The sequence below is a fragment of the Sphingomonas sp. SL1004 genome (genome assembly GCF_057815015.1).
This window is the reverse complement of record NZ_JBYMUX010000001.1, coordinates 1,776,481-1,801,827: the sequence shown is the minus strand read 5'-3', so window position 1 is coordinate 1,801,827 and position 25,347 is coordinate 1,776,481. Positions and strand designations below refer to the sequence as shown.

The following is a 25,347-nucleotide window of genomic DNA, read 5'->3' as shown; positions in this document are numbered from 1 at the left end:
GCCAACCTGTCCTTCGATACGCCCTCTCGATACGCTGCAAGAGCAGCTACTCGATGGCTACTCAGGACGAACGGAAGGGAGGGAAGTCGGTGTTAGTAGGTATGCGACCCCGCGAAGCCGTCAAGCCAACCAGCTCACCAGCGTCTCACCCTTGGCCTTGCGCACCATCGCCTGCACCAGCCGCACCGTGTGCACCACCAGCGAAATCGCGGTCCACGCCGCGACCCCGATGATCCCCCAGTCCGGCCGCGTCACCAACAGCCCGGCGAACAGGATCACCATGTTCGGGTTCCGCCGCGCGGTGATCAGCCGGAACCAGCTGTCGAACCGCTCCCAAACGTGAATATGCATCCCGAACCGGACGATGAACGCCCCCTCGATCAGCCGCTGCGCGACATAGCCGAACAGCATCGTCCCGATCACCGCCCAGAACACGCCGTCCTCCAGCGGCCGCCCATACGGCGCGCACCCCGCCGCCCAGGCCCACCACCAGAATGGCGGATGCACCAGGTCGACGCCGTGATCCCACGCATTCCCGAGCTTCGACGAGGTGATCGTGCACCGCGCCAGCTTCCCATCGACGGTATCGAGCACCATGAAGAACAGGCCCGTAGCGAGCCCCGTCCAGAACCAGCCATACCAGAACGCCACCGTCGCGACGATGCACAGCACCGATCCGAGCGCAGTCACCTGGTTCGGCGTGATCCCGGCGCGCGCACAGACCCGCGTGATCGCCAGCGCCCATTCCGGCCAAAGATACTTGGTCAGCAGGTCGGTGACGCCCTTGTACGCGCCGACATAGCTCGCGCGCTCGATCGCCGGCACCGCGGCGGGGGTGAGTAGTTCGGCGAACGGGCGTTCGCGCTTGCGCAGCGCCTCGTTGAGGATGCCCTCCTCGGCCTCGGCGGCGATCACGGTGAGGCCCGTCACCAAAGGCGCCTCGCCGAGCATCGCCGCGGTCATCCGCGCGCGCTCGTCGGCGTCGCGGACATGCGCGAGGACGGGGACGCCGGTGCGCGTGACGACCGTGCCCGGCCGCGACTTCAGATGCGCGATCCACACTGGGTCGAAGGCGTAGGCGAGGTTGGCGAGGATGACGGGGCCGGTCGCGGTGTCGGTGTCGCCGGGAAGCCCCTGCGCGACGCCGATCCGCCGGATCCGCTCGGCATTGGTCATGCCCCAGAGCAGCGTGTCGTTCGCCCGGACGGTCCGGAGCGCTGGCGTGAGGGCTGTAGAATCTACCATCCCGCACCCGTTACCCGATCTGGTCGTGAAAGCGAGAGGGGGAGGCGATCGAGAGAGTACGGCAAGAACAGGGCCCTACAAAGTCCACCACCCCGGCGGAGGCCGGGGCCCAGTTGGGGGACGTCGCTAACATGGGACTGCGCGCGGTTGCTCAGGACGTTCCAACTGGGCCCCGGCCTCCGCCGGGGTGGTGGAAGTTTATCCGCCGGGGTGGTGGAGATTTAACGGGCCGGCGCGGCCTCCAACAATCGAAGGATCTCCCCCGCCGCTTTCGCCGCGCCCCCCTCGACCGCCCCGAGCGACTGCCCCGCAAACGCCGCCTGAACCGCCGCATACTCCGCATGCATCAACGCAGCCCGATCCAACGCCGTCACGACGTCCGCAACATCGCCAACCACCTCACCGCAAACCCACATCGCATAGTTCGGATCGCCCTCCCATGCGGCGCCCCCCGCATTGAGAAACACGCAAGGCCGCGGCCGCATGAGGAACTCGATCACTTGGCTCGACGTATCGCCGAGATACACGTCCGCGATCCCGGTATAGCTGCCATCGACCATCGCGAACCCGTCGATGTCGCAGTGCACATGCGGCAACCCGCCGATCTTGCGCATCAAATCCGAAACCTCCGGCGCCTTCTCGACCAGGCGCTGGTGCGGCGCGAAGATCAGGTTGTAGCGCCCGTCCGCGACGATCCGCCGCACGACCTCCGCGCCCCAGCGCCACCACGACGAGCGATGCTGTTGCCAGTGCGGCGTATACAGGACGACCGGCCGCGTATCCGCGAACGGCGGCGCGGCGTGCGTCCGGTGCTGGAAATCGGCCTTCACATAGCCGGTCGCGACGAACCGCTCCGGAGCGAACCCGCGATCGAGGTACGTCTGCCGCTCCAGTTCGCTCGGCACCAAAGTCAACGCAGCCGCGCGCCGTCGTGGATCGTCCCGTGCGCTCATCGACCCGACGCCGTGCGAGGTCTTCACGAACTTCGCCCGCATCGGAAACAGCCGCGGGAGCCACAGGCTCGTCTGCTCGGCACATACCACGACCGCGGCGCTGCGGAGATACGGCAGCAGCCGGAGGAGCATCGGCATCTTCGCCGGCAGCACGGGGTTGCGCCCGGTGGCGTCATCGGCAACCGCGCGAAACCCCGGCGCGCGGCGAATGCGGACTGACGTAAAGGCAGCGGTCCAGCGCGTCAGCAACGTCTCGTGCACCGACGTGCTCACCCAGAGTTCGATCGGCACGTCCGAGGTCGCAGCGAGCGCCTCGACGATCGGATAGAGATGCGGGATCAGCAGCGTCTCGCCGAGAAACAGGAACGCGACTTTTCCCTGCGCGCCAAAGCCGGTCATGGCCGGTGATCGCGTTCCCAGAGCGCGATGTCTTCGGGCCGGTCGATTTCCTGCCAGTGCACGTTCGGTGGAATCCGGACGGCGCGGACGCCCGGCCCCTGTGCCACGCGCGCGACGACGGCGTGATGGTACGCGTGGATGCCGTTCTCCTCGCCGATAACGGCGCGCAACGCCTCGGCATAGGCGGAGCCGCCGTGCGACACGATCAGCCCGAGCGAGCGATCGGTCGCCTCATGGCCGACGAGATGCTTGCCGACGGCGATCACGCGGTCGCCGTCTGCCTCCACCAGCATGTCGTCGAGCCCGGCGTCGGTCAGCGGTTCGACCAGTAACACCACACCGCCTGCGTCACCGCCGAGTGCGGTGCGGAGGATAGTCGGCTCGAACACCGTGTCGCCGTTCATCAGCGCGAACGGCGCGTCGAGATACGCGCGGGCCGCCCAGACGCTGCCGATGCTGTTGGCGATTGCCCAGAACGGATTGAAGACGAGCTCGGTCGGCAGGCCACCGTCGCGCGCGCTCAGATGCGCCGCGATCTGGTCGATCCGGTAGCCGCCGACCACCACAGCGCCGTCGAACCCGGCCGCGGCGACCGCGTCGAGTTGATGATCGAGGATCGCGCGACCGCCGACCTCGACCAGGCATTTCGGCGTGGTGAGCGTGAGTGGTAGGAGCCGCGATCCGTGGCCCGCGGCAAGGATGATGGCCTTCATGGCGTGAGGCTGTACGGGCGAAGTGTGGCAGGAAAATGCATGCGGTAGAGGCTCAGCATCGTACCCTCGAGTCATGCCGGGCTCGTTCCGGCATCCACGGTTCCGCATTACCACCGCTATCGAATTCGCGGAACGGTGGACCCCGGAACGAGCCCGGGGTGACGGAGCTGCGCAGCCGTTCAGCGCCGAACCGCCGCCGTATCCGCGCGAGACCAGCCGCCGCCCATCGCCTGGTACAGCGTCACATACGCGGTCAGCCGATCCGCGCGCGCTTGCACCAGCGACAGCTCCGCGGTCAGCAGTCCGCGCTGCGCATCGAGCTGGTCGATATACGCGGAATATCCCGCGCGGTATCGGTTCGACGCGTTGCGCAGCGCCCCCGCCAGCGCATCGCGCTGCCCCGCGAGCGCCACCGCCTGCTCGCCTGACCGCTGCACGCCCGCGAGGCTGTCGTCGACCTCGCGGAACGCTTGCAACGCGGTCCGGCGATAGGCGAACGCGGCCTGGTCGCGGCGCGCGGTGGCGGCCTCGGCCTGCGCCCCCAGCCGGCCGCCATCGAAAATCGGGCTGAGCACGCTCGCGCCGACCGAAAACACCGCGATCGGGTTTGCCAGAGCCGACGACAGCACCACCCCCGCCGAGCCGGTCAGCGCAAGGTTGGGCAGCATCGCCGCGCGCGCGCTGTCGAGCGAACGGTCGGTGGCGACCAGGGTCTGCTCGGCCTGATACAGATCGGGGCGACGGCGGAGCAGGTCGGCGGGCAGGCCGTCGGGGATCGCGGGCGCGGCCAACTGGTCGAGCGTCCGCCCGCGCGGGATCGGGCCGGGATTGTCGCCGAGCAACAGGCTCAGCGCATTCTCCTGCCGGCTGATCGCGAGTTCGGCGGCGGGAACGAGCTGTTCGGTGGCGTGATACTCCGCCTCCGCTTGGCGGAGTTCGAGGTTCGAGGTGTAGCCGGTCTCGGCCCGCCGCCGTGCGATGCGCAGGCCTTCCGCGCGGGCCGCGAGCGTTTGTCGTGCGACGGCGAGGCGCAGGTCGAGCGCGCGGAGCGTGATGTACCCGGTCGCGACGCTGCTCGCGATGCCGAGCCGGACGGTGTCGCGCGCGGCCTCGCTGGCCAGCAACTGCGCGCGTGCGGCCTGGCTCGCGAGACGGAGGCGGCCGAACAGGTCGAGATCGTAGCTGATCGACACCGCCGGCTGCGCGCCGAGCGCATCGGACGCGGTACCGAACGCGCTGACCGTCTGACCGGTGGTACTCGGCGCCGAGCCGCTGACGAGCGGTGTCTGCTGCGCGCGGGCAAGGCGGGCTGCGGCGCGCGCTTCGTCGATGCGCGCGGCGGCGGACCCGAGATCGGGGCTGTTGGCGAGCGCTCGGGCCACGAGATCGGCAAGGATGGGATCGCCGAACGCGTTCCACCAGTCCGCCCGGATCGGCGCGCCGATGCCGAGCGCGGTGCGCCATGCGGGGGGTGGGGTGACGGCGGTGGTGGCGGGGGCTTCGGGGCGGGGGCCTATACAGGCGGTGGCGAGGAGGGCGAGGGTTAGGGTTAGGGCCGTTCTCGCCGATTTCGCTGTTAACGGATGGTGCGACCTGAGCGAATACGATCGCGCAAACCGCTTCCACCCCGGCGAAGGCCGGGGCCCAATTGGAAAGGTTGCAGTAACGACGGGTGGTGCTCCATTATAACTGTCCCCTAATTGGGCCCCGGCCTTCGCCGGGGTGGTAGCCCATTGGGGGAGGAGGCCCGTGCCCCCTGTTACGTATCCTGCAAAATCCATGTTTCCCCGCGAAGGCGGGGACCCAGACTGGGCTCCCGCCTTCGCAAGAGAACAAGCACCGGGCGCTATGCCAAGCTCGGGCCCTATCATCGAACCCCCGGCCCGCCCGCGGTATCCACCCGTGCCTGCACCGACATCCCCGGCCGCAACCGCGCGCTCAAGCGCTGGCCCGGATCCACCCGGATCCGCACCGCGATCCGCTGCGGCACCTTCGTGAAGTTCCCCGTCGCATTGTCCGCCTTCAGCACCGCGAACTCCGACCCCGCCGCGGGCGAAATCCGCTCGACCCGCCCGGTCAGCCGTTCGTTCGCCAGCCCATCCACCGTGAACGACGCCGGTTGCCCGACCATCATCCGTGCGGTCTGCGCTTCCTTGAAGTTCGCGATCACCCACGTCTCGGGCGGCACCAGGAACATCAGCTGCGATCCCGCCGTCACATATTGCCCGAGCCGCACGCCGACCTCGCTCAACCGCCCCGTTTCCGGCGCGCGGATCACGGTGTTGGCGAGGTCGATCCGCGCGAGTTGCCGCGCAGCCTCCGCGCCCGAGACGCCTGCCTGCTGGCCACCACGCCCGACCTCGACCGTACGAATATCCTGCCGCGCAATTTCCCGCGCAGCCTTGGCTTGCCGGACCTGCGCCTGTGCCTGGCGCAACGCCGCCAGCGTCTGGTCGCGCTCCCGCAACGACACCGATCCGTCGGTCACGAGGTCGTTGACGCGCGCCATGTCGGCCTGCGCGCGCATCAGTTGCGCCTCGGCATTGGCGACCGCCGCGTCCTGCGCCGCGAACGTCGCCTCGCGGCTGGCGGCGGTCTGCCGGCTGTTGGCGAGCGTCGCGGCCTGCGCATCGACCTGCGCCTGCGCCTGATCGACGCGCTGGCGATAGATGCGGTCGTCGATCTTCACCAGCGGATCGCCCTGCTTCACATCGGCGAAGTCGCGCACGAGCACCTGCGTCACATAGCCGCTGACCTGCGGGCTGATCACCGTCGTCCGCCCGCGCACATACGCGTTGTCGGTCGATTGATAGCTCGTCGCGAACGGCGGCAGGCGCCATGCTGCCAGCACCGCGCACACCCCTGCGATCGCGAGCAGGGAAATGACGATGATGACGTTGCGGCTGGGCGGTTGCGGTCGCCAGCCAGAGCCGACCGGCGTGACCGGGGCGGCCGGTGCAGCGGCTACCTCCGCCTGCTTCTCTTCGGTCGCCGGCCCCTCGGCCACCGGGCTGCGTGCGTCGCTCATGTCGTCCCCTCAAGCCGCGCCCGTCTCTCGCGTCGCGCGCGTCTCGCCAGCAGGAACAGCAGATACCCGAACGTCGCGCCAGCAAGAACGGCGATCAACCGGAAGACATCGGCATACGCAAGCACGTTCGCTTCGCGTGTCGTGGTTTGTGACAGGATCGCGGCGCCCTCGGCAGTACGCAGGGTGGGGTCGACGATTACCCGACTGACCGCGGCGCCGCCGGCCGCAAGGCGCTGCGTGACGATCGGATCGGTCGGCGAGATCTGCTGAACCAAGGCCGCGCTGTTCGCCTTCTCGCGGATCACCTGATAGCTGCCGAGCAACGCGGTCCCGCCGAGCCCGCCGAGCGAGTTGATGATCCCGAACAGCGCGATGAAGCTGATGATGTGGCCCGCGCCTTCCTTCAGCGCGCGGGTCATGCCGAACAGCAGGGCGGGCCCGAGGAAGAACGTCGCGGAGAAGCCGATAATCGCCTGCGTCACGTACATCTGCGGCGCGCGCGTCAGGCTGGTCGCGTAGGAATCGAACCACGCCGCCACCGCGACCAGGCCGATCGCCAGCATGATCGGGTGGCCGAGCCGCTCGACATCCAACGTCACCGCACTCGCGATCACGCCCGCGACCGAGGCGACGAAGATGATCAGGAAGAACGGTACGAGCTGGTCGTTGTTCTGGCCGAGCACGGTCAGCAGCCCGACCGACGCATAGGTCTGCTCCGACAGCACGATCCGCGCCATGACGATGACGATCGTGAAGCGGACGATGTCGGCGCTGCCCAGCCAGCGCGTGTTGAGCAGCGGGTTGGCGCGGTGATGCTCGACGACGATCGCGGCGGCGAACATCGGGATCGCGACGATCAGCGCCCAGCCGATCCACGGCGCGTTGGTCCACCACACGATCCGGCCGAGCCCCAGGACGGCGGCGAACAGCGCGGTCGAGCCGGCGAACAGCACGAAGGTCAGGAAGTCGAGTGGCTCGAACGCCTTGCTTCGGGTCGTCGGGGGGAGGCGGAGCGCGGCGACGGCGGCGAGCGACAGCAGCGCAAGCCCGAGTTCGAACAGGTACAGCGTCCGCCACTGCGACATCGCCAGCAGATCCGGCGAGAACAGCCGGGCGAGCGGCGTCGCGCATTGCGGAATGCCGATGCCCAACACGACTGCCTTCAACCGCCATTTCGCGGGAAGCGCCTGCATCACGTAATACAGGCACAGGCTGCTCAGCGCCGCGCCGGCCATGCCGCTGACCGCGCGGACGGCGATGGCGGTTCCGAAGCCGTGGACGAACAGATGCGCGAGCGTGATCAGCACGTAGAGGATCAGGAAGATCATCGCGAACGGCCGCAGCCCGAACTGCGCACGGAACTTGATCATCAGCAGGTTTATGCTGACGTTGGTCATCACGTACACGGTCGGCAGCCACGCGATCTCGGCGGGGTCGAGCCCGAGCGCGCCCTGGAGGGTATAGGTATTGGCGCTGATCAGCGCGTTGCCGAAGCCTACCGTGAGCCCAAGGAGTATGCCGATCAGGGCGTAGGCGATCTGGCGGTGTCTGGGGTGCGCCGGCGAGCCGGGGGAGCCGGGGAGGACGGGGCGTTCGTGCTCGGCGAACTGCCAGTCCTCTTCGCTCAGGAAGTGTCGGATTCTCTGGGCGATCATGGTTGGGCGGTTCTGGCATGATCGGGGGGAGACGTCATTGGGTATCGTTTGGGGCGGTGCGTAATCGGCAGCAAAAAAGTGTCACCACCCCGGCGGAGGCCGGGGCCCAGTTGGGGGACGGGATTAACTGCGGACGGTCCGTCGTTACTGCCACCTTTCCAACTGGGCCCCGGCCTCCGCCGGGGTGGGGGCTTTTTGATAAGTTGACCGTCCCAAGTTCCCCGCTGATAAATGCTGCACTGCAGCGGAACATCCGCAGCCACCCGACCGTTGCGCTTCAATGCGCATGTTCAGATCGCTCCACATACCCCCCGAATGGGTCTGGCTGGAGAGCGTCGCCGTCGTCTCGGCGGCTGTCCTCGTCGCGTTGGTCGCGCATTGGCTGACGATGCGGATCGGCGGCCATGCACAGCGCCGCTCGACCGCCAAGACCGACGGCCTCGTCCTCGCCCGCGTCCGCCGCCCGTTGCGCGCGGTGTTCGTCTCGGTCTCGGTCGCGTTCGTATCGCGGATACTGCCCATGGACAACGACATCGAGGATCTGTGGAAACAGTTGCTCGGCTTCCTCGTCCCCGGGTTGCTAGGCTGGCTCGCGGTCGCGGCACTCCGCGCATTCCAGGACGTCATCGAGATCCGTGCCGACATTTCGGTCGAGGACAATCTGCGCGCCCGCCGCAAACGCACGCGGGCGGCGATTCTCGGACGGATCGGGACGTTCTTCATCATCTTCGTAAGCGTCTGCCTGATGTTGCTCAGCGTCCCCGGCATCCGCTCGATCGGCGTCACGCTGATGGCGTCGGCGGGTATCGCCGGCCTGGTCGTCGGTGCCGCCGCACAGCCCGCGCTGAAGAACCTGATCGCCGGCGTGCAGATGGCGTTCACAGAGCCGATCCGGATCGACGACGTGCTCATCGTCGACGGTGAATGGGGGCGGGTCGAACAGATCAACCTGACGTTCGTGGTCATCAAGATCTGGGACGAGCGCCGCCTCGTCGTGCCGGTCTCGAAGTTCCTCGAGCAGAGCTTCCAGAACTGGACGCGCGAGACGAGCCAGCTGATGGGGTCGGTGTTCTGGTATCTCGATCCGTCCGCCGATGTGCCGCGGCTGCGCGAGAAGCTAGGCGAGATCGTCACTTCCAATCCGCGCTGGGACAAGCGGTTCTACAACCTCCAGGTGACCGACGTGAAGACGGACTGCATCGAACTACGCGGGCTGATGACCGCCAAGGACGCCGCGATCGCATTCGATCTGCGGTGTGACGTGCGTGAGGCGCTGCTGAAATACATCCGCGAGGAGATGCCCGAGGCGATCCCACGCAACCGCCTGCTGATGGCGCCCGATCCGGTGCCGCGGACCTAGACGAATCCTCCCCCGCCAGGGGGAGGTGGCGCCGAAGGCGACGGAGGGGGAGGCACGCGCCACGTGCGTCCCGTGTCCTCCCCCTCCGTCTGGCAAGTGCCAGCCACCTCCCCCTGGCGGGGGAGGATTGAATTACGCCACCTCGTGCTCCGGCACCGCCTCGAGCGCAGTGATAAACAGCTCGCACCACCACATCACGTCCTCCTTGCGGACGTTGTCGATCAGCTTCTCCCAGCGCGCTTTCCGCTCGGCCAGCGGCATCTTCAGCGCCCGGTCGATTGCGTCGGACATTTCCTCGGGGCTGTACGGATTGACCAGCACCGCGTCCTTCAGCTGCGTCGCCGCGCCCGCGAAGTGCGACAGCACCAACACGCCGGGGTCCTCCGGATCCTGCGCCGCGACATATTCCTTCGCGACGAGGTTCATCCCGTCGCGCAACGGCGTCACCAACCCGACGCGAGCGGCGCGGTAGATTCCCGCCAGCACGTCGCGCGGAAAGCCCTGGTTGACGTAGCGGATCGGCGTCCAGTCGATGTCGGAATACTCACCGTTGATCCGCCCCGACATCGAATCGAGGTTCGCACGGATCTCCTGGTAGGTGTCGACCTTCTCGCGCGACGGCGGTGCGATCTGGAGCATGTAGACCAGCCCGCGCCGATCCGGATGCGAGCCGAGGAAGCGCTCGTAGCCCGCGAACCGCTCGGCGAGACCCTTCGAATAATCGAGCCGGTCGACCCCGACGATCAGGCTGCGGCCGGTCGCGGACATGTACATCCGTTCCTTGGCATGTCGCGCCGCGTCGCTGTTCGCCGACTTCTCGAAGTCCGCGGTCTCGATCCCGATCGGCGTCGTGATCGCCTTGATCGTGCGGTCGCCGACCGTCACCCAGCCATCTTCGCCGACCACGCCGTCGAGCTGGCTCGTGACGTAATGCAGGAAGCTGTCGAGCCAGTCCTGCGTCTGGAACCCGATCACGTCGTACGCGAACATCGATTCGACCAGTGCACGGTGGCTCGGCAGCGACAGCAGCATCGCCATCGGCGGCCACGGGATGTGGAGGAAGAACCCGATCTTGTTCTCGACGCCAAGCTTGCGCAGTTCCTGGCCGAGCGGGACGTGGTGGTAATCGTGGACCCACACCAGATCCTCGGGCTCGATCAACGGCAGCACCGTCTCCGCGAACCGCTTGTTCACCCGCGCGTAGCCGCTGGAGAAATCGCGCTCGAACTCGGTCAGGTCGATCCGGTAATGGAACAGCGGCCACAGCGTGCGGTTCGCATAGCCGTTATAATATTCGTCGAAATCCTGCTCTTCGAGGTCGATCGTCGCGGTGGTGACGCCCTTGCCCTGCTGGAAGTTGATGTGGCCCGTGAAGGTCTCGGTGGTCGATCCCGACCAGCCGAACCACACCCCGCCCTTTTCACGCAGGGCGGCGAGCAGCGCGACCGCGAGGCCACCCTGGTTGCCCGAAGGCGCATCGACCGACTGGACGCGGTTCGAGATGACGACGAGGCGGCTCATCGGACGGCACTCCACGGCTTGCTGAGCAGGACCGCGCAGTTGATCAGTCCGACCAGCGAATAGGTCTGCGGGTAATTCCCCCACAGCTCGCCGGTATTCGGGTCGATATCCTCCGACAACAGCCCGGCAGGCGTCCGCCGCGCGACCATCTCGCAGAACAGCGCGCGCGCGTCGGCGGTCCGGCCGGTCGCGTGCAGCGCCTCGATCAGCCAGAAGGTGCAGACGTTGAACGCGGTGTGCGGCAGGCCGAAATCATCCTCGGTCGCGTAGCGCAGCATGTGGCTCCCGCGCCGCAGACCCTCCTCGACCGCCTTGAGCGTCGACTGGAACCGCGGATCGTCGGGCGCGAAGAAGCGCAGGTCGAGCAGCTGGATCAGGCTTGCATCGAGATCGTCGCCACCGAACGTCGCCGAGATACGCTGCGTATCCTCGCGCCACGCCGATTGCTCGATCGTTGTACGGATCGTGTTCGCGCGTTCCTCCCAGAACGTCCGGCGATCCTCGAGCCCAAGAACCTCCGCCGCGTTGGCCAGCCGGTCGCACGCTGCCCAGCACATCGCCGCCGAATAGGTGTGGACATGCGCCTTGGTGCGCAGCTCCCACAGCCCTGCGTCGGGCTTGTCGTAGGTCTCCCACGCGCGGTCGCCGACCAGTTCGAGACTCTTGAAATCTTCCTCGCTCGACATCCGGAACAGTCGCTGGTCGAAGAACGCCTGGACGTCGGACAGGATGATCTGGCCGTACGCGTCGTGCTGGATCTGCTCGTATGCCTGGTTGCCGACGCGCACCGGGCCCATCCCGCGATAGCCCGGCAGGTCGCTTTCGATCCGCTCGATCAGCGTCGCCTCGCCGCCGACGCCGTAGAGCGGCTGGACGTGCCCACCCTTCGACGCATCGACGATGTTGCGCAGATATTCGAGATAGCCTTCGAGCACGTCGAGCGCACCCAGCCGGTTGAGCGCCTGCACGGTGTAATAGGCGTCGCGGATCCAACAGTAGCGATAGTCCCAGTTGCGCTCCGACCCCTCATGCTCGGGGATCGAGGTGGTGAGCGCGGCGACGATCGCGCCGGTCTCCTCGTGCTGGCATAGCTTCAGCGTGATCGCCGCGCGAATGACGACGTCCTGCCATTCGACCGGCGTCGCGAGCCCGCGCACCCAGTGACGCCACTCGTCCTTGGTCCGCGACAGCATCGCTTCGGCCGCCTCGTGCAGCACGCCCGCGAAGCTCTCGTCGGGTCCGAGGAACAGGTGCATCTGCCGCTCGAGCCGGAACCAGTTCTCGCCAACGATATGCCCGACCGGCGCATCGGTGGTCAGCCGCAGCGTCTGGTCGTCCATCAGGAAGCGGATGTGGTTCGAACCCTGCGTGTGCTCGGTCGGCTTCCCCCAGTTCGTCGCGACCCGCATCCGAACGCGAATACGCGGCGAGCCCGCGACCGGCTTGACGATCCGGACGAAGCTGGTCGGGCGATAGGTCCGCCCCTCGCGCACGAAGCGCGGGCAAAAATCGATCACCTCGACCGCGTTGCCGGCCTCGTCCTCATGACGGGTGACGAGGATCGGCGTGTTGCGGATATAGGCCTGCGTGGTTTTCGCACCGCCCTCGAGTTCGATCGCCCAGAACCCGGTCTTGGGCGCATCGCCGCCAAGCAGCGCGCAGAATGCCGGATCGCCATCGACGCGGGGTACGCAGCCCCAGACGAACGTGCCGGTCTTGTCGATCAGCGCGGAGACCTGGCAATTGCCGATCGGCCACAGGTTCATGTCGGCTTTTTGGATAGGTGCGGTCATCGTGTTTCCAACATGGGTGTTTCCAATATGGCAGCAATCCAGTCGCGAAGTGCGGCAACGTCGTTCAGGCGGTAGGTGGCGGCGGTAGGCCGTTGCTCGCCGATTAGCACGCCCGCCCCGCCAAGGTCGCGCGCGGCCTCGAATCCGTCCTCGTCGGTGACGTCGTCGCCGAAGAAATACGGCACGCTGCCCGCCATTGCGGGCGCGGCGATCAGGTTGCAAAGCGCCGCGCCCTTGTCGCCGGGGGTGCGCAATTCGACCATCATCTTGCCCCGCTGGAGCGTGAGGCCGTGGGTGGCGGCGAGGTCTTCGGCGAGGCGGACGGCGGCGGGTTCGAACTCCGGCGCCATCCGGTAGTGCAGCCCGGCGCCAAGGCTCTTGGCTTCGTAGACGAGGCCGTTGGCGTCGGCGAAGTCTCGGAATGAGCCGGCGGCAGCTTCGAGTGAAGCGGGGCGCTCAGCGGCAACATGGCCGTCGTCGGGCGTACGCGTTTCGGCCCCATGGCTACCCGCGACCGCGAACAAATACGCGTGGCGCCCGAGCATCGCGTCGAGCTGCGCGATCGACCGCCCGCTGATGATCGCGACGCGACCGGGGAAGCGCTCGGCGAGCGTATCGAGCGTATCGAGCAGGATCTGGTCGACCACGACCGCATCGGGCGTCGCGGCAAGATCGACGAGCGTCCCGTCGAAATCGAAGAACAGGCTCACGGCGTCGGGCACGGCGTAGGGCAAGGTGGGGGGCGGCGCGAGGACATCAGTCGCGGGCTGGCGTTCGGCTAGCATCATCCCTGAACCCCTAGCGCCATCGCTCCGTTCCGCTGCACTGCAAAATTGGAACGGGTGCGGTTCGATTTTCGGGGTGGGGCGGGGGCTTGGTTAGCGCGCCGCCCTTCCTATTCTCCGCCCAGGACCCAGCAGCACAGCGCCCGTAACCCTGGCCCCCCGCCTCCGCGGGGGAACAAGAAAGAGGCGGACCCTGATTTTCCCATCGCATCCTACCACCCCGGCGAAGGCCGGGGCCCAGTTGGGGGACGGCAATGAAGCACGTTGCGCGCTATTACCTCGGACGTTCCAACTGGGCCCCGGCCTCCGCCGGGGAGGTACCAAAGGATGCGCATCTCACTCCCTTTCGGGCTTGCAAACCTTGTTTCCCCGCGAAAGCGGGGACCCAGACTGGGCTCCCGCCTTCGCGGGGAAACAAAGTAGCGGGAAGTGGTCCACGTTAAACGGCGCCTACACGTCCCATCGGGGTAGCAGCCGCGCAAGTCCGCGGTGCTGGCGCTAGTTGAAGCCCCCACACCCCTCCAATCCACCTTCCAATCCACCCCAACTGCGACACCTCGCGACACAAAACCGCTGGACTAGCAAACGCCGCGTGGTCATGCCTGCCGCCCATGTCCCGCGTCCGCGTCCTTCTCTTCGCACCCGTATCAGCGGCCGTCCTGTTAGCCGGCTGCACCGTCGGCCCGGACTACCACCCTAGGGCCGCCGCAGAGCTAGGCGTCCCGGACGCCTATTCGGTCACCCCCGAAACCAAGTCCGAAGACCTCACCCGCTGGTGGCAGAAGTTCGACGACCCCGTCCTAGGCCAGCTCGTCGAGCAGGCCGCCGCCGCCAACCTCGACATAGCGCAATCCGTCGCCCGCCTCCGCCAGGCCCGCGAAAGCCTGCTCCAGAACCGCGCCTCGCTGCTCCCCACGCTCAACGGCTCGGCCGGCTATCAGCGCAACGAGAACGTCCGCGGCGGCGGGCGGTCGTTCACGCTCCCAGACGGCACGGTAATCGATACCGGCGGCGGCGGCGCGAACAGCTTCACGCTCGGTGCCAGCGCCAGCTACCAGGTCGGCGTGTTCGGCGAGATCCGCCGCACCGTCGAGGCGAGCCGCGCGGATTATGCCGCATCCGGCTACGACTACGCCACCGTCCTGATCTCGGTCGAGAGCGAGGTCGCGCGCAATTACGTCCTCGCCCGCTCGTACCAACAGCAGCTCGCCAACGCCCGCGCCTCGCTCGCGATCCAGGACGACAATCTCGAGATCGCCGGCTTCCGCGTCCAGGCCGGGCTCGTCTCCAGCGTCGACGCTGAGCAGGCCCGCGCCCAGCGCGCGCAGACCGCCGCGACCATCCCCAGCCTCGACCAGCAATATGCCGCCGCCGTCGCGCGGATCGGCGTGCTGACCGGCCAGGCGCCCGGCGCGCTCCGGACGATGATGGCGCCGGCAAAGGCGATCCCGACCGGCCCCGCCGCGGTCGGCGTCGGCATCCCCGCTGACACGCTGCGCCAGCGCCCCGACATCCGTTCCGCCGAACGCGCGCTCGCCGCCGCCACCGCGCGGATCGGCGTTGCCAAGACGCAGCTCTATCCCGCGCTCGCGATCACCGGCAATCTGAACACCAACGCGACGTCGATCGGCAACATCGGCGACGCGATCACCGGCAGCCTGTTCGCCGGCCTGACCCAGGCGATCTTCAATGGCGGCCGTCTGCGAAGCCAGGTCCGCACCAGCGAAGCCGCCGCTGACGGCGCGCTCGCGCTCTACAAGTCCACCGTCCTCACCGCGTTGGAGGATGTCGAGAACGCCGTCGTCGCACTCCAGGCCGCGCAGGAACGCGAGCGGCAATTCGCGATCGCGCTCGACGCCTCGAACAATTCCGCGATCCTCAGCCGCAGCCAATACCGCACCGGCCTCACCGATTTCACCACGCTCAACCAGCAGGAAACCGCGCTCCTGTCCGCGCGCAACGGCGCCACTCAGGCGCGCGCCGACGCCGCGACCGCGTTGATCGCACTCTATGCCGCACTCGGCGGCGGCTGGGACTCCACCGTGATCCCTGAAGCGCCCATATCCAATCCAGAGGCACGCTGATGGCCGACGCATCGATCGACGACTTCCTCGGCGTGAAGCCGCAGGCCCCCTGGAAACGCTACGTAAAGTGGGTTTTGATCGCGGTCGGCGTGGTCCTGCTGTGCCTGCTGCTCGCCAAGTGCTTCGGCGCGAAGGAGCAGACGCAATATTCGACGCAGGCGGCGCAACGCGGCAACCTGACCGTCAGCGTCTCGGCAACCGGCAAGCTCGCCCCGACCACGCAGGTCACGGTCGGCTCGCAGCTGTCGGGTCTCGTCACCAAGGTCGTCGTCGACGTCAACGACCGCGTCACCGCGGGTCAGCCGCTCGCGCTGATCGACCCAGAACAGCTCGACGACCAGATCCGCCAGACCAGCGCGCAGCTTGCGGCGAACCAGGCGCAGGTCGCGCAGGCACAGGCCACCGTCGCCGAATCGCGCGCGCAGCTGAACCGCCTCGAAGAGGTCTCGCGCCTGTCGGGTGGTCGCGTGCCGTCGAAGACCGAGCTCCAGACCGGCCGTGCCGATTACGCGCGTGCGGTCGCGGCGCAGAAGGTCGCCGAAGCCAACGTCGTCGCCAGCCGCGCGCTTCTCGCCCAGAACCAGACTCAGCGCGCGCGCGCGATCATCCGGTCGCCGGTGACGGGGGTGGTGCTCGCGCGCCAGATCGATCCGGGCCAGACCGTCGCCTCGTCGTTCAACACGCCGACGCTGTTCGTGATCGCCGAAGATCTCACCAAGATGAAGCTAGAGGTCGCGATCGACGAAGCCGACGTCGGCGAGGTCAAGATCGGCCAGAAGGCCAGCTTCACCGTCGACGCCTTCCCCGGCCAGACCTTCCCCGCGACGATCAGCCGCGTCGATCTCGGCTCGAACCTGACCGTCAGCTCGGCTACCTCGTCGACCTCGACCACGACGACGTCGACCACCGGGCAGGTCGTCTCGTACGCGGCCGACCTGACGGTGGGTAATCAGTCGCTGACGCTGCGCCCCGGCATGACCGCGACCGCGGACATCGTGACGTCGGACAAGCGCAACGTCCTGCTCGTCCCCAACGCCGCGTTGCGCTTCAAGCCGACCGCGGCGACGGGCGATTCGGGTGGCGGCATCGCCGGCTCGCTGACCTTCCGTCCGCGTCGCGGCGGCGGTGGTACGGAGCGGACCGCGACGCTCGGCCGCGGCGCTCAGCAGACGATCTACGTGAAGGGTGCGGACGGCACGCCGCAAGCCGTCCAGATCACCACCGGCGACACCAACGGCACGATGACCGAAGTGCTGTCGGGCAATCTCCAGCCCGGGGCGCAGGTCATCACCGGGCAGCTGGCGAGTGGCGGCGACGACACCAAGCGCAGTGGCGGCGCAAAGCGCTCGGGCGGCGCCAGCAAGGGCGGGGGCGGTGGCCAGTAACGCCCCCCTCATCGCCCCGCTCATCAGCCTGCGCGGCGTCACCAAGACGTACGGGCAGGGCGCGACGATGTTCCAGGCGCTCAAGGGCGTCGACCTCGACATCGCGGCCGGCGATTTCGTCGCGGTGATGGGGCCGTCGGGGTCGGGCAAGTCGACGACGATGAACATCCTCGGCTGCCTCGACGTACCGAGCGACGGCACCTTCCTGTTCCGCGGGCATCACGTCGAGACGCTCGACCGCGACCAGCGCGCGCTGCTGCGGCGGAAATATCTCGGCTTCGTGTTCCAGGGCTTCAACCTCCTTTCGCGCACCTCCGCGCTGGAAAATGTCGAACTGCCGTTACTGTATCGCGGCGACGAGAAGCGCGCGCGCCGGGACGCGGCGATGGCGAGCCTCGACACGGTCGGGCTCGCGGACTGGTGGGACCACACCCCGGCGGAACTCTCCGGCGGCCAGCAACAGCGCGTCGCGATCGCGCGTGCGCTGGTGACGAGCCCCGACGTCCTGCTCGCCGACGAACCGACCGGCAACCTCGACAGCGAACGCTCGGTGGAGATCATGCAACTCCTCACGCGGCTGAACGCGGAGAAGAACATCACGGTCTTGATGGTCACCCACGAACCCGACATGGCCGCCTTCGCGCGGACGGTGGTCCACTTCAAGGACGGCCTGGTAGAACGCATCGAAAGCCAGCATCGCCAAGGTGAAAGCGTGGAATCGTGAGCGCCGCCAAATCTTCCCCCCTCCCGCAAGCGGGAGGGGCCGGGGGTGGGCACGCGCTCACGTCGAACGCAACGCTGGCCGTCGCTCCAGCGCGCATCTCGACGACAGCATGGGCCGGACCCGCGAGCCCACCCCCCAACCCCCTCCCGCAAGCGGGCGGGGGGGCAGAAGTCTCGCGCGGGGAAGACGCATAATGTTCGGCACAACCCTATCCCTCGCGCTGCGCTCGATCCGCCGCCATCTCCTGCGGTCGTTCCTAACCATCCTCGGCATCGTCATCGGCGTCGGCGCGGTCGTGACGATGGTCACGCTCGGCAAGGCGACCACCGCCGCGGTCCAGCAGTCGATCTCCGCGCTCGGCACCAACATCCTGCAGATCCGCCCCGGCCAGGGCTTCGGTCGCGGCGGCGGGGGCCCGCGTCCGCCCGACTTCAAGCCTGAGGACGTCGAGGCGATCGCCAACCAGATCGCCGGCGTCACCGCGGTCGCTCCGCAGGCACAGGCCACCGCCACCGCGATCTACGAGGGCGCGAACTGGTCGACCACGATCAACGGCACCACCTCCGCGTATTTTCAGGTCCAGCCCTGGCCGCTTGCCGCGGGCCGCCTCTTCTCACCGATCGAGGAAGCCGCAGGAAAGTCCGTCTGCATCATCGGCAACACGGTCCGCACCAACCTCTTCCGCGGGGGAGACGCGGTCGGCCTGCGGATGCGGATCGGCGCGATCAGTTGCGACGTGATCGGTGTCCTCTCGACTCGCGGCCAAGCCGGCTTCGGCGGCGATCAGGACGATGTCGTGATCATGCCGATCAAGGCGGTCCAGCGCCGCTTCACCGGCAGTCGGGACATACGCCTGATACTCGTCGGCGTGGATCAGAAATTCTCGACCTCGACGGTACAGGCCTCGATCACCGACCTGCTGCGCGAACGCCGCACGATCACCGCGGGCAAGGAAGACGATTTCAACATCTTCGACACCAAGCAGATTTCGGACACGCTGACCGGCACGACGACCCTGCTCACCGGCATCGTCGCCGCGGTCGCCGGGATCAGCCTGGTGGTCGGCGGGATCGGCATCATGAACATCATGCTGGTGTCGGTGACCGAGCGCACGCGCGAGATCGGTATTCGCCTCGCGATCGGCGCGGTCGCGCGCGAGGTGCTGATGCAGTTCCTCGTCGAGGCGATCGCGCTGTCGTGCCTCGGCGGCGTCATCGGGCTGATCGTCGCGCAGGCCGCGATCGCGATCATCGCGCCGCTGATCAAGGTTCAGTGGCTGTTCGTACCCGAGATCAACATCTTCGCGTTCGCAATCTCCGCGGTGATCGGTGTCGTTTTCGGCTATTTCCCCGCCCGCCGCGCCGCGGCGATGAACCCTATCGACGCGTTAAGGCACGAGTGATCGCCGCCTTGGGATCGTGGACCAGCGCCTGCAGCCGGTCCAGATCCTCGGGCGTATCGATATCGATCAGCTCGGCCGGCGCAGTGACGACGTGCCGCCCCGCCTTCACTAGGTCGCGCGCACCCGCATCGCCGTCCAGCGTCAGCAGGAAATCGAACCGCTCGCGTCCGAACAGGGCAGGGGGACTCGGCTTCTCGCCATCGCTCGACGCGACCACCGCGTCCGCGCTGTCGGCGGCATCGAGCATCCGGTAGATATGCGCCGCGGTCACGCGCGGCATGTCGGCCAGCGCGATCAGCACCGCCTCCGCGCCCTCGTCCTTAGCGCACTGAACGCCGAGCTTCACGGATTGCGACATGCCCGACGACGGATCGTCGTTATGCACGACCTCGAAATGATGGCTGATAAAGTCGAGCTTGCAGCCGTCGGTGACCACCAGTCGGCGCTTGAACGGAATGTTCTCGAACGCGGTGACGACGTGCATCCCAAGGGGCTTGTTGAGGAACGGCACTTCGAGCTTGTTGGGGATGCCGAACCGCTCCGAGCGCCCGGCCGCAAGCAGGATGAGGAAGACGTTTTCAGCGGCGATCATTGAACGCTCCTATCATCGCTGCCGCGACCGACAGCGCGATTTCCGAAGGTCCGATCGCGCCGATGTCGAGCCCGACCGGCGCATCGATCCGATCAATGTTCTCGGCCGTAACGCCCTCCGAGGCAAGCCGCTCGCGCCGTGCCGCATGGCTCTTGCGGCTGCCGAGTGCACCGACATACGCGGCATCGGACGCGAGCGCCGCGATCAGCGCAGGGTCGTCGATCTTGATGTCGTGGCTCAGCGTCACGACCGCGGTCGACGGGCCGGGGCGGAGTGCGGCGATCGCCTCGTCCGGCCAGCGATCGTCGAGCGTGACGCCCGGAAACCGCTCCTCGGTCAGGAAGCGCGCGCGCGGATCGATCACGATAGTCTCGATTCCGAGTTCGCGCGCGAGCCCCGCCAGCGCCTGCGCGATCTGCACCGCGCCGACGATCAGCAGCCGGCGCGGCGGATCGTAGCGGTTGACGAACACCTCGCCCGTCTCCAGCGGCTGCGCGTCGCTGTGCCCGGTCGCGAGATCGGTCGTCACCGTCAGCGCATCGCCCTGGTCGCGCGCATCGGCGATCCGGTCGAACAGTTCGGGATCGAACCCCTCGGCGGACACCGGCTGCACCATCACCGCGATCTCGCCGCCGCACGGCAACCCGACTTCCCACGCCGCCGCATCCGCCACGCCGTAGTTGCGCACCTGGAACGGCGCCCCGGCGATCACCTCGGCGGCGGTGGCGAGGATATCGCTCTCGACGCAGCCGCCAGACACCGACCCCTCGAACCGCCCATCGGCATGGACGAGCATGTGGCTCCCCTTGGGCCGCGGCGCCGAGCCCCAAGTCGAGACGACCGTGGCGATCGCCATCTTCTCGCCCTTCCAAGTCTTCGCAGCAGCGAGCACGCTATCGTTTTCGGCCATGTCTCGTTCTCTTTCTAATCCTCCCCGCACGCGGGGAGGGGGACCAGCGCAGCTGGTGGAGGGGGCCAGCCGCAGACGTTACGCTTGGGGTCGCCCCCCTCCGCCACGCCAAGGGGCGCGGTCCCCCTCCCCGTACCGGGGAGGATCAGACGGCCGGCAACCCTGCCAACAGCTTGTCGAGCGTCACCGGAAAGTCGCGAACCCTCACCCCCGTCGCGTTGTAGATCGCGTTCGCCACCGCAGCCCCCGCGCCGGAAATCCCAAGCTCGCCAACGCCCTTCGCCCCCACCGGGTTCGCGGATGCATCGATCTCCTCGATGAAATGCACTTCGAGTTGCGGAATGTCGGCATTCACCGCGACATGATATTCGCCGAAATCGGGGTTCACGAACGCCCCCGTCCGCGTGTCGACGATGCCCTCCTCGCTCAGCGCATAGGCGATCCCCCACGCCATTCCGCCGGTGATCTGGCTCGTCGCGGTCTTGCGGTTGAGCACCCGCCCGACATCGAACACGCCCAGCATCCGCCGCACGCGCGTCTCGCCCGTCACCGCGTTGACCGCGACCTCGACGAAGTGCGCGCCGTGGCTCGCCTGGCTAGTGCGCTTGCTCTCGGCACCCGGCCCGGTCTTGCCCATCGCCACGATCGGCTCTCCGCGCACCAGATCGGCGAGCTTCACCGACCGCCCGCCCGCGCTCACGCAGCCATCGTGCAAGCTCAGTTCCTCTGGCGCAGCGTTCATCCGCAACGCCAGTTCGCCAAGGATATCCTCGCAGGCCAGCACCACCGCCGAACACGCGCTGCCAGCGCCGAACGATCCACCCGACCCAGCACTCGGCGGGAAGTCGGTATCGCCGAGCCGCACATTCACCTCGGCCACCGGCAGCCCGAGCATCTCGCCCGCCGTCTGCGCGAGGATGGTGTACGTCCCCGTACCGATATCCGTCATGTCGCATTCGACCGTCGCGCGGCCATCCGCCTCCAGTCGCACGCGCGCCTGCGCCTCGACGGTGAAGTTGCCGCGCAGGCTCGCCGCCATGCCGATCCCGACCAGCCACTCGCCGTCGCGCACCGACCCCGGCGCGGGCACCGTGTCCGGCCAGCCGAACCGCTCGGCGCCCTGCGTATAGCAATCGAGCATCCGCCGCGTGGAGAACGGCTTGCCGCTCACCGGATCGGTCTCGGGCTCGTTGCGCCGCCGCAGCTCGATCGGGTCGATCCCGAGCTGCTCGGCAAGCTCGTCCATCGCGCACTCGACCCCGAACGTCCCGACCGCCTCGCCCGGCGCCCGCACCGCACCGCTCGCAGGTAGGTCGACGCGCACCAAGTCGGTCTTGAACCGCCGCGCGTCGCCCCGGTACAGCGGCAGCGTCCCGAACGGCACCGGCTCGAGAAACTCGCCATCGTCGTTCTGCGCGACGACGCTCTCATGCCCCATGCCGAGGATCACGCCATGCTCGTCGGCGGCGATCCGTATCCGCTGCGTCGTATGCGAGCGGTGATGCACCATATACGCCGTCTGGCGGCGGGGCAGCGCGACCTTGACCGGCCGCCCGACGACCTCCGCCGCGATCGCCGCGAGGATCGCCTCGGGACCGACGCCGGTCTTGCCCCCGAACCCGCCGCCGACATACGGCGCGAGCACGCGCACCTTGTCCGCATCGATCTTCAGCGCCTTGGCGATCGTCTTGCGCGCGCCGCCGATAACCTGGTTGCTCGACCGCACGGTCAGCTTGTCGCCCTCCCACCACGCGGTGGTCGCATGCGGCTCCAGCGCGGCGGGGAAATGCACGGGCGTCGTGTAGGTCCGGTCGAACGTCACCGCCGCGTCCGCCATCACCGCGTCGAGATCGCCATTGTCGATCGGCGGGAGAAAGCCGATCTTGGGCTCAGTATCGACCGGCTGCGCCTCGACATCGAACCGGTCCTCGCCCGCCTCGGTGCGGACCACGACCAGCACCGCGGCATCGCGCGCAATCGCCTGGTCCTCCGCGACGACGATCGCGACGGGCTGGCCGAGGTGGAGAATGACGTCGGTATCGAACAGCGGCATCGCGCGGGAGTTGGACTCGCCGGCGGGCATGCGCGGGTCGTTGTGAATGACGGCGATCACGCCGGGCAAAGCCTCGGCGGCGCTGACGTCGATACCGAGAATGCGCCCGCTGCCGACTGGCGTAACGACGATCGCGGCATAGGCAATGCGATCGGGCGTGCCCTCATACGCATAGTCCGCCACGCCGGTGACTTTCGCCGGCCCCTCGATCCGGTCGAGCCCGAGCCCGAGAACGCCCTGCTTCGCGCGGTCGAGACCACCCGGCCGAAACGCCGCATCCATCACGTGTTCGTTCATTCTGCGGTCCTCGGGTGGAGCGAAGGATATGGGTAGGGTGGGGGCGTTTGACGAGGGTTGGGAATGAAACGCCCTCAACCTCACCGCCACCCCGGCGAAGGCCGGGGCCCAGCTGGAAAGGTCTTGATAACGGAGGGCAATCCGCCGTTATCTTCGTCCCCCAACTGGGCCCCGGCCTTCGCCGGGGTGGTACCTGTTTATGGTATCGTCAGCCCTCAAACAGCCGGCAACTGATCCAGCAACTTATCTAGCGTAATCGGGAACTCGCGCACCCGGATCCCGGTCGCATTATACACCGCGTTGGCCACCGCAGCACCCGCGCCCGAGATCCCCAGCTCGCCGATCCCCTTCGCGTGGATCGGGTTCGCATGGATATCGCGCTCGTCGACGAAGTGCACGTCCATCTGCGGAATGTCCGCATTCGCCGGCACGTGATATTCCGCCAGATCGTGGTTCACCAGCTTGCCGGTCCGCGTGTCGTGGATCAGGTCCTCGGTCAGCGCCGCGCCGATCCCGAAGGTCATTCCGCCCAGGCACTGCGACCGCGCGGTCTTCGCGTTGAGCACGCGCCCCGCCGCGAACGACCCGAGCATCCGCCGCACCCGCGTCTCGCCGGTGACCACGTTGACCGCGACCTCCGCGAAATGCGCGCCGAACCCTGCCTGCGTCGTCTCCTTCTCCTGCTTGCCCGGCTTGATGTGCCCGGTAGCTTCGAGACCCTTGCCGACCAGCTCGCCAATCGGCGTCGAACGGTTGTCGCCGATCGCGTTGCCGTCCTTGAGCGTCAGGCCGTCCTCGTCGACGCCAGCCGCCTTGGCCAGCTTCCCGCGCAGCATCTCGCACGCGAGATACACCGCGGTCCCCGAAGACGCCGCACCCCACGAACCGCCCGAACCGGCGGCGGGAGGATCGTTGGTATCCCCCAGCGACATCGTGATGTTCTCGACCGGAATCCCGAGAATCTCCGACGCGATCTGCGCCAGGATCGTGTAGCTGCCCGTGCCGATATCGGTCATCGCCGACGACACCGTCGCCGAGCCGTCCGGATGGATCTCGACCTTGGCGGACGATTCCATCATCATGTTGCCCCGCACCGCCGAGGCGACGCCCATGCCGATCAGCCACTCGCCTTCGCGCCGCGTACCGGCCTTCTGCCGCTTGTCCCAACCGAACTTCTTCGCACCCTCGTCGAGCGCACGCGTCAGGTTGCGCGACGAATACGGCACGTCCTTCTCGGGGTCGATCTTCGGATCGTTGCGCTTGCGCAGTTCGATCGGATCCATCTCGAGCTTCTCGGCCAGCTCGTCCATCGCGCCCTCGAGCGCGAGCATCCCGACGGCTTCACCCGGCGCGCGCATCGAGCCCGACAGCACGAAATTTACATCGACCACCTCATGCGTGATCAACCGGTTCTCACCGCCGTACAGCAGGTGCGTGCCGATGCCCGCAGGCTCGAAATAATCCTCGGTAGGCTGGTTCGAGGTCAGCGTCTCGTGACCGATCGCCAGCAACTTGCCGTCGGCATCCGCCGCGAGCCGGACATGCTGCTCGGTATTCGACCGCCGCACCGTCGCCTCGAACACCTGCGGCCGCGACATCACCGCCTTGACCGGACGGCCAAGCTGCTTGGCCGCGATCGCCGCCGCGACGCTCTCGGGTGCGATGCCGAGCTTCGACCCGAATCCACCGCCGATATAACGCGCGATGATCCGAACCTTCTTCTCCGACAGCCCCAGCGATTTCGCCAGCTGCTGCGCATCCGACGTCGGCATCTGGTACGCGCCGTACAGCGACAGCGAGCCGTCCTCTTCCCACACCGCGGTCGAGGCATGCGGCTCCATCGCCGCGGAGTTCTGGCTCGGCGTGACATAGGTCGAATCGATCGTCACCGCTGCCTCGGCCATCGCCTTGTCGACGTCGCCCTGCTCGAAGTGCGCGGGCGTCGCGTCGTCCGGCGGCGTCCGCGTCTCGTCGCGGTGCGCGGCGAAGTCGTACTGACCCTCGGACTCGTCATACTCGATCGGCAGGCGAGCCGCCGCATCGCGCGCGACCTCGAAGCTCTCGGCGAGCACGATCGCGACGATCTGACCAAAGAACGCGATGTCCTTCACGCCCTGCGTCGGGGCATCGGTCGCGCCGCCCTGCGCCGAGACGCGGATGAACTGGTCGAAATCGGTGACGACGTCGATCACGCCGGGGATCGCCTTCACTGCATCGACGTCGATCGAAACGACCTTGCCCGCCGAGATCTTCGTGCCGACCAGCACGCCATACGCCATGTTCGCGAACTGGTATTCCGCGGCATAGGTCGCCGTGCCCGTAACCTTCAGCGGACCGTCGATCCGGTCGAGCGGCTTGCCGATGACGCCCTGGACGCCCGTATCCAGAAGACTGTCCGGATGCGGCTTGTCCATCGTCAGGCTATTCGTAGTGCCAAGACCAAACATG

General features: G+C 67.6%; 17 protein-coding genes and 1 pseudogene. 5 read left to right on the top strand and 13 right to left on the bottom strand.

Annotated features, from left to right (window positions below; all coding sequences use genetic code 11):
* Positions 1 to 120 precede the first annotated feature (120 nt).
* From AC3D24_RS08075 to AC3D24_RS08050, 6 genes and pseudogenes are all read right to left on the bottom strand, one after another.
* The gene (locus tag AC3D24_RS08075) at positions 121 to 1,245 is read right to left on the bottom strand and encodes a CDP-alcohol phosphatidyltransferase family protein (protein ID WP_489029658.1); all 1,125 of its coding nucleotides are present in this window, start codon (positions 1,243 to 1,245) and stop codon (positions 121 to 123) included.
* 221 nt (positions 1,246 to 1,466) lie between these two features.
* The gene (locus tag AC3D24_RS08070) at positions 1,467 to 2,597 is read right to left on the bottom strand and encodes a hypothetical protein (protein WP_489029656.1); all 1,131 of its coding nucleotides are present in this window, start codon (positions 2,595 to 2,597) and stop codon (positions 1,467 to 1,469) included.
* Complete coding sequence (locus AC3D24_RS08065) at positions 2,594 to 3,310, bottom strand: phosphocholine cytidylyltransferase family protein (RefSeq protein WP_489029654.1); 717 nt, start codon at positions 3,308 to 3,310, stop codon at positions 2,594 to 2,596. Before AC3D24_RS08065 ends, AC3D24_RS08070 begins: the two co-directional genes overlap by 4 nt.
* Before the next feature lie 179 nt (positions 3,311 to 3,489).
* Positions 3,490 to 4,857 (bottom strand): annotated as a pseudogene (locus AC3D24_RS08060) (efflux transporter outer membrane subunit); the annotation flags it as partial.
* 320 nt (positions 4,858 to 5,177) lie between these two features.
* The gene (locus AC3D24_RS08055; protein WP_489029652.1) at positions 5,178 to 6,338 is read right to left on the bottom strand and encodes an HlyD family secretion protein; all 1,161 of its coding nucleotides are present in this window, start codon (positions 6,336 to 6,338) and stop codon (positions 5,178 to 5,180) included.
* A complete protein-coding gene (locus tag AC3D24_RS08050; protein ID WP_489029651.1) occupies positions 6,335 to 7,993 on the bottom strand; it encodes an MFS transporter in 1,659 nt (552 codons plus the stop codon). The genes AC3D24_RS08055 and AC3D24_RS08050 overlap by 4 nt, the downstream gene beginning before the upstream one ends.
* 286 nt (positions 7,994 to 8,279) lie before the next feature.
* On the opposite strand from AC3D24_RS08050, the gene AC3D24_RS08045 reads away from it, so the two are divergent.
* On the top strand, positions 8,280 to 9,353 hold the full coding sequence (locus tag AC3D24_RS08045) for a mechanosensitive ion channel family protein (protein ID WP_489029650.1): 1,074 nt from the start codon (positions 8,280 to 8,282) through the stop codon (positions 9,351 to 9,353).
* 132 nt (positions 9,354 to 9,485) lie between these two features.
* Here the strand turns inward: AC3D24_RS08045 and AC3D24_RS08040 are convergent, their stop codons facing one another.
* The 3 genes from AC3D24_RS08040 to otsB are packed head-to-tail and all read right to left on the bottom strand — an operon-like array spanning position 9,486 to position 13,455.
* The gene (locus AC3D24_RS08040; protein ID WP_489029649.1) at positions 9,486 to 10,874 is read right to left on the bottom strand and encodes an alpha,alpha-trehalose-phosphate synthase (UDP-forming); all 1,389 of its coding nucleotides are present in this window, start codon (positions 10,872 to 10,874) and stop codon (positions 9,486 to 9,488) included.
* A complete protein-coding gene (locus AC3D24_RS08035; protein ID WP_489029647.1) occupies positions 10,871 to 12,667 on the bottom strand; it encodes a glycoside hydrolase family 15 protein in 1,797 nt (598 codons plus the stop codon). Before AC3D24_RS08035 ends, AC3D24_RS08040 begins: the two co-directional genes overlap by 4 nt.
* Entirely contained in the window at positions 12,664 to 13,455 is a 792-nt protein-coding gene (gene otsB, locus AC3D24_RS08030; protein WP_489029645.1) for a trehalose-phosphatase, read from the bottom strand. The genes AC3D24_RS08035 and otsB overlap by 4 nt, the downstream gene beginning before the upstream one ends.
* A gap of 608 nt (positions 13,456 to 14,063) precedes the next feature.
* Here otsB and AC3D24_RS08025 point away from each other — a divergent pair.
* The 4 genes from AC3D24_RS08025 to AC3D24_RS08010 all read left to right on the top strand — a co-directional run bounded on the left by AC3D24_RS08025 (position 14,064) and on the right by AC3D24_RS08010 (position 19,047).
* Complete coding sequence (locus AC3D24_RS08025) at positions 14,064 to 15,536, top strand: efflux transporter outer membrane subunit (RefSeq protein WP_489029643.1); 1,473 nt, start codon at positions 14,064 to 14,066, stop codon at positions 15,534 to 15,536.
* Positions 15,536 to 16,921 (top strand): efflux RND transporter periplasmic adaptor subunit, encoded by a 1,386-nt coding sequence (locus AC3D24_RS08020; protein WP_489029641.1) that lies wholly within the window; start codon positions 15,536 to 15,538, stop codon positions 16,919 to 16,921. The genes AC3D24_RS08025 and AC3D24_RS08020 overlap by 1 nt, the downstream gene beginning before the upstream one ends.
* A 67-nt stretch (positions 16,922 to 16,988) precedes the next feature.
* Complete coding sequence (locus AC3D24_RS08015; protein ID WP_243643425.1) at positions 16,989 to 17,645, top strand: ABC transporter ATP-binding protein; 657 nt, start codon at positions 16,989 to 16,991, stop codon at positions 17,643 to 17,645.
* 193 nt (positions 17,646 to 17,838) lie between these two features.
* On the top strand, positions 17,839 to 19,047 hold the full coding sequence (locus AC3D24_RS08010) for an ABC transporter permease (RefSeq protein WP_489029639.1): 1,209 nt from the start codon (positions 17,839 to 17,841) through the stop codon (positions 19,045 to 19,047).
* Here the strand turns inward: AC3D24_RS08010 and AC3D24_RS08005 are convergent.
* From AC3D24_RS08005 to AC3D24_RS07990, 4 genes are all read right to left on the bottom strand, one after another.
* Entirely contained in the window at positions 19,022 to 19,639 is a 618-nt protein-coding gene (locus AC3D24_RS08005; protein WP_056060724.1) for a nucleotidyltransferase family protein, read from the bottom strand. The genes AC3D24_RS08010 and AC3D24_RS08005 overlap by 26 nt on opposite strands.
* Positions 19,626 to 20,549: an XdhC family protein gene (locus AC3D24_RS08000; protein WP_489029636.1), complete on the bottom strand. Its 924-nt coding sequence runs from the start codon at positions 20,547 to 20,549 to the stop codon at positions 19,626 to 19,628. Before AC3D24_RS08000 ends, AC3D24_RS08005 begins: the two co-directional genes overlap by 14 nt.
* 145 nt (positions 20,550 to 20,694) lie before the next feature.
* Positions 20,695 to 22,899 carry a molybdopterin cofactor-binding domain-containing protein gene (locus AC3D24_RS07995; RefSeq protein ID WP_489029634.1) on the bottom strand — a complete coding sequence of 735 codons (2,205 nt, stop codon included), beginning with the start codon at positions 22,897 to 22,899 and terminating at the stop codon, positions 20,695 to 20,697.
* Between the two features lie 215 nt (positions 22,900 to 23,114).
* A complete protein-coding gene (locus tag AC3D24_RS07990; protein WP_489029632.1) occupies positions 23,115 to 25,346 on the bottom strand; it encodes a xanthine dehydrogenase family protein molybdopterin-binding subunit in 2,232 nt (743 codons plus the stop codon).
* Position 25,347 lies beyond the last annotated feature (1 nt).

What these genes read in the sequence shown, in the direction of transcription:
- AC3D24_RS08075 (WP_489029658.1), bottom strand. Translation starts at nt 1,245, where the DNA reads ATGGTAGATTCTACAGCCCTCACGCCAGCGCTCCGGACCGTCCGGGCG.
- AC3D24_RS08070 (WP_489029656.1), bottom strand. Translation starts at nt 2,597, where the DNA reads ATGACCGGCTTTGGCGCGCAGGGAAAAGTCGCGTTCCTGTTTCTCGGC.
- AC3D24_RS08065 (WP_489029654.1), bottom strand. Translation starts at nt 3,310, where the DNA reads ATGAAGGCCATCATCCTTGCCGCGGGCCACGGATCGCGGCTCCTACCA.
- AC3D24_RS08055 (WP_489029652.1), bottom strand. Translation starts at nt 6,338, where the DNA reads ATGAGCGACGCACGCAGCCCGGTGGCCGAGGGGCCGGCGACCGAAGAG.
- AC3D24_RS08050 (WP_489029651.1), bottom strand. Translation starts at nt 7,993, where the DNA reads ATGATCGCCCAGAGAATCCGACACTTCCTGAGCGAAGAGGACTGGCAG.
- AC3D24_RS08045 (WP_489029650.1), top strand. Translation starts at nt 8,280, where the DNA reads ATGTTCAGATCGCTCCACATACCCCCCGAATGGGTCTGGCTGGAGAGC.
- AC3D24_RS08040 (WP_489029649.1), bottom strand. Translation starts at nt 10,874, where the DNA reads ATGAGCCGCCTCGTCGTCATCTCGAACCGCGTCCAGTCGGTCGATGCG.
- AC3D24_RS08035 (WP_489029647.1), bottom strand. Translation starts at nt 12,667, where the DNA reads ATGACCGCACCTATCCAAAAAGCCGACATGAACCTGTGGCCGATCGGC.
- otsB (WP_489029645.1), bottom strand. Translation starts at nt 13,455, where the DNA reads ATGATGCTAGCCGAACGCCAGCCCGCGACTGATGTCCTCGCGCCGCCC.
- AC3D24_RS08025 (WP_489029643.1), top strand. Translation starts at nt 14,064, where the DNA reads ATGTCCCGCGTCCGCGTCCTTCTCTTCGCACCCGTATCAGCGGCCGTC.
- AC3D24_RS08020 (WP_489029641.1), top strand. Translation starts at nt 15,536, where the DNA reads ATGGCCGACGCATCGATCGACGACTTCCTCGGCGTGAAGCCGCAGGCC.
- AC3D24_RS08015 (WP_243643425.1), top strand. Translation starts at nt 16,989, where the DNA reads ATGTTCCAGGCGCTCAAGGGCGTCGACCTCGACATCGCGGCCGGCGAT.
- AC3D24_RS08010 (WP_489029639.1), top strand. Translation starts at nt 17,839, where the DNA reads ATGTTCGGCACAACCCTATCCCTCGCGCTGCGCTCGATCCGCCGCCAT.
- AC3D24_RS08005 (WP_056060724.1), bottom strand. Translation starts at nt 19,639, where the DNA reads ATGATCGCCGCTGAAAACGTCTTCCTCATCCTGCTTGCGGCCGGGCGC.
- AC3D24_RS08000 (WP_489029636.1), bottom strand. Translation starts at nt 20,549, where the DNA reads ATGGCCGAAAACGATAGCGTGCTCGCTGCTGCGAAGACTTGGAAGGGC.
- AC3D24_RS07995 (WP_489029634.1), bottom strand. Translation starts at nt 22,899, where the DNA reads ATGAACGAACACGTGATGGATGCGGCGTTTCGGCCGGGTGGTCTCGAC.
- AC3D24_RS07990 (WP_489029632.1), bottom strand. Translation starts at nt 25,346, where the DNA reads ATGTTTGGTCTTGGCACTACGAATAGCCTGACGATGGACAAGCCGCAT.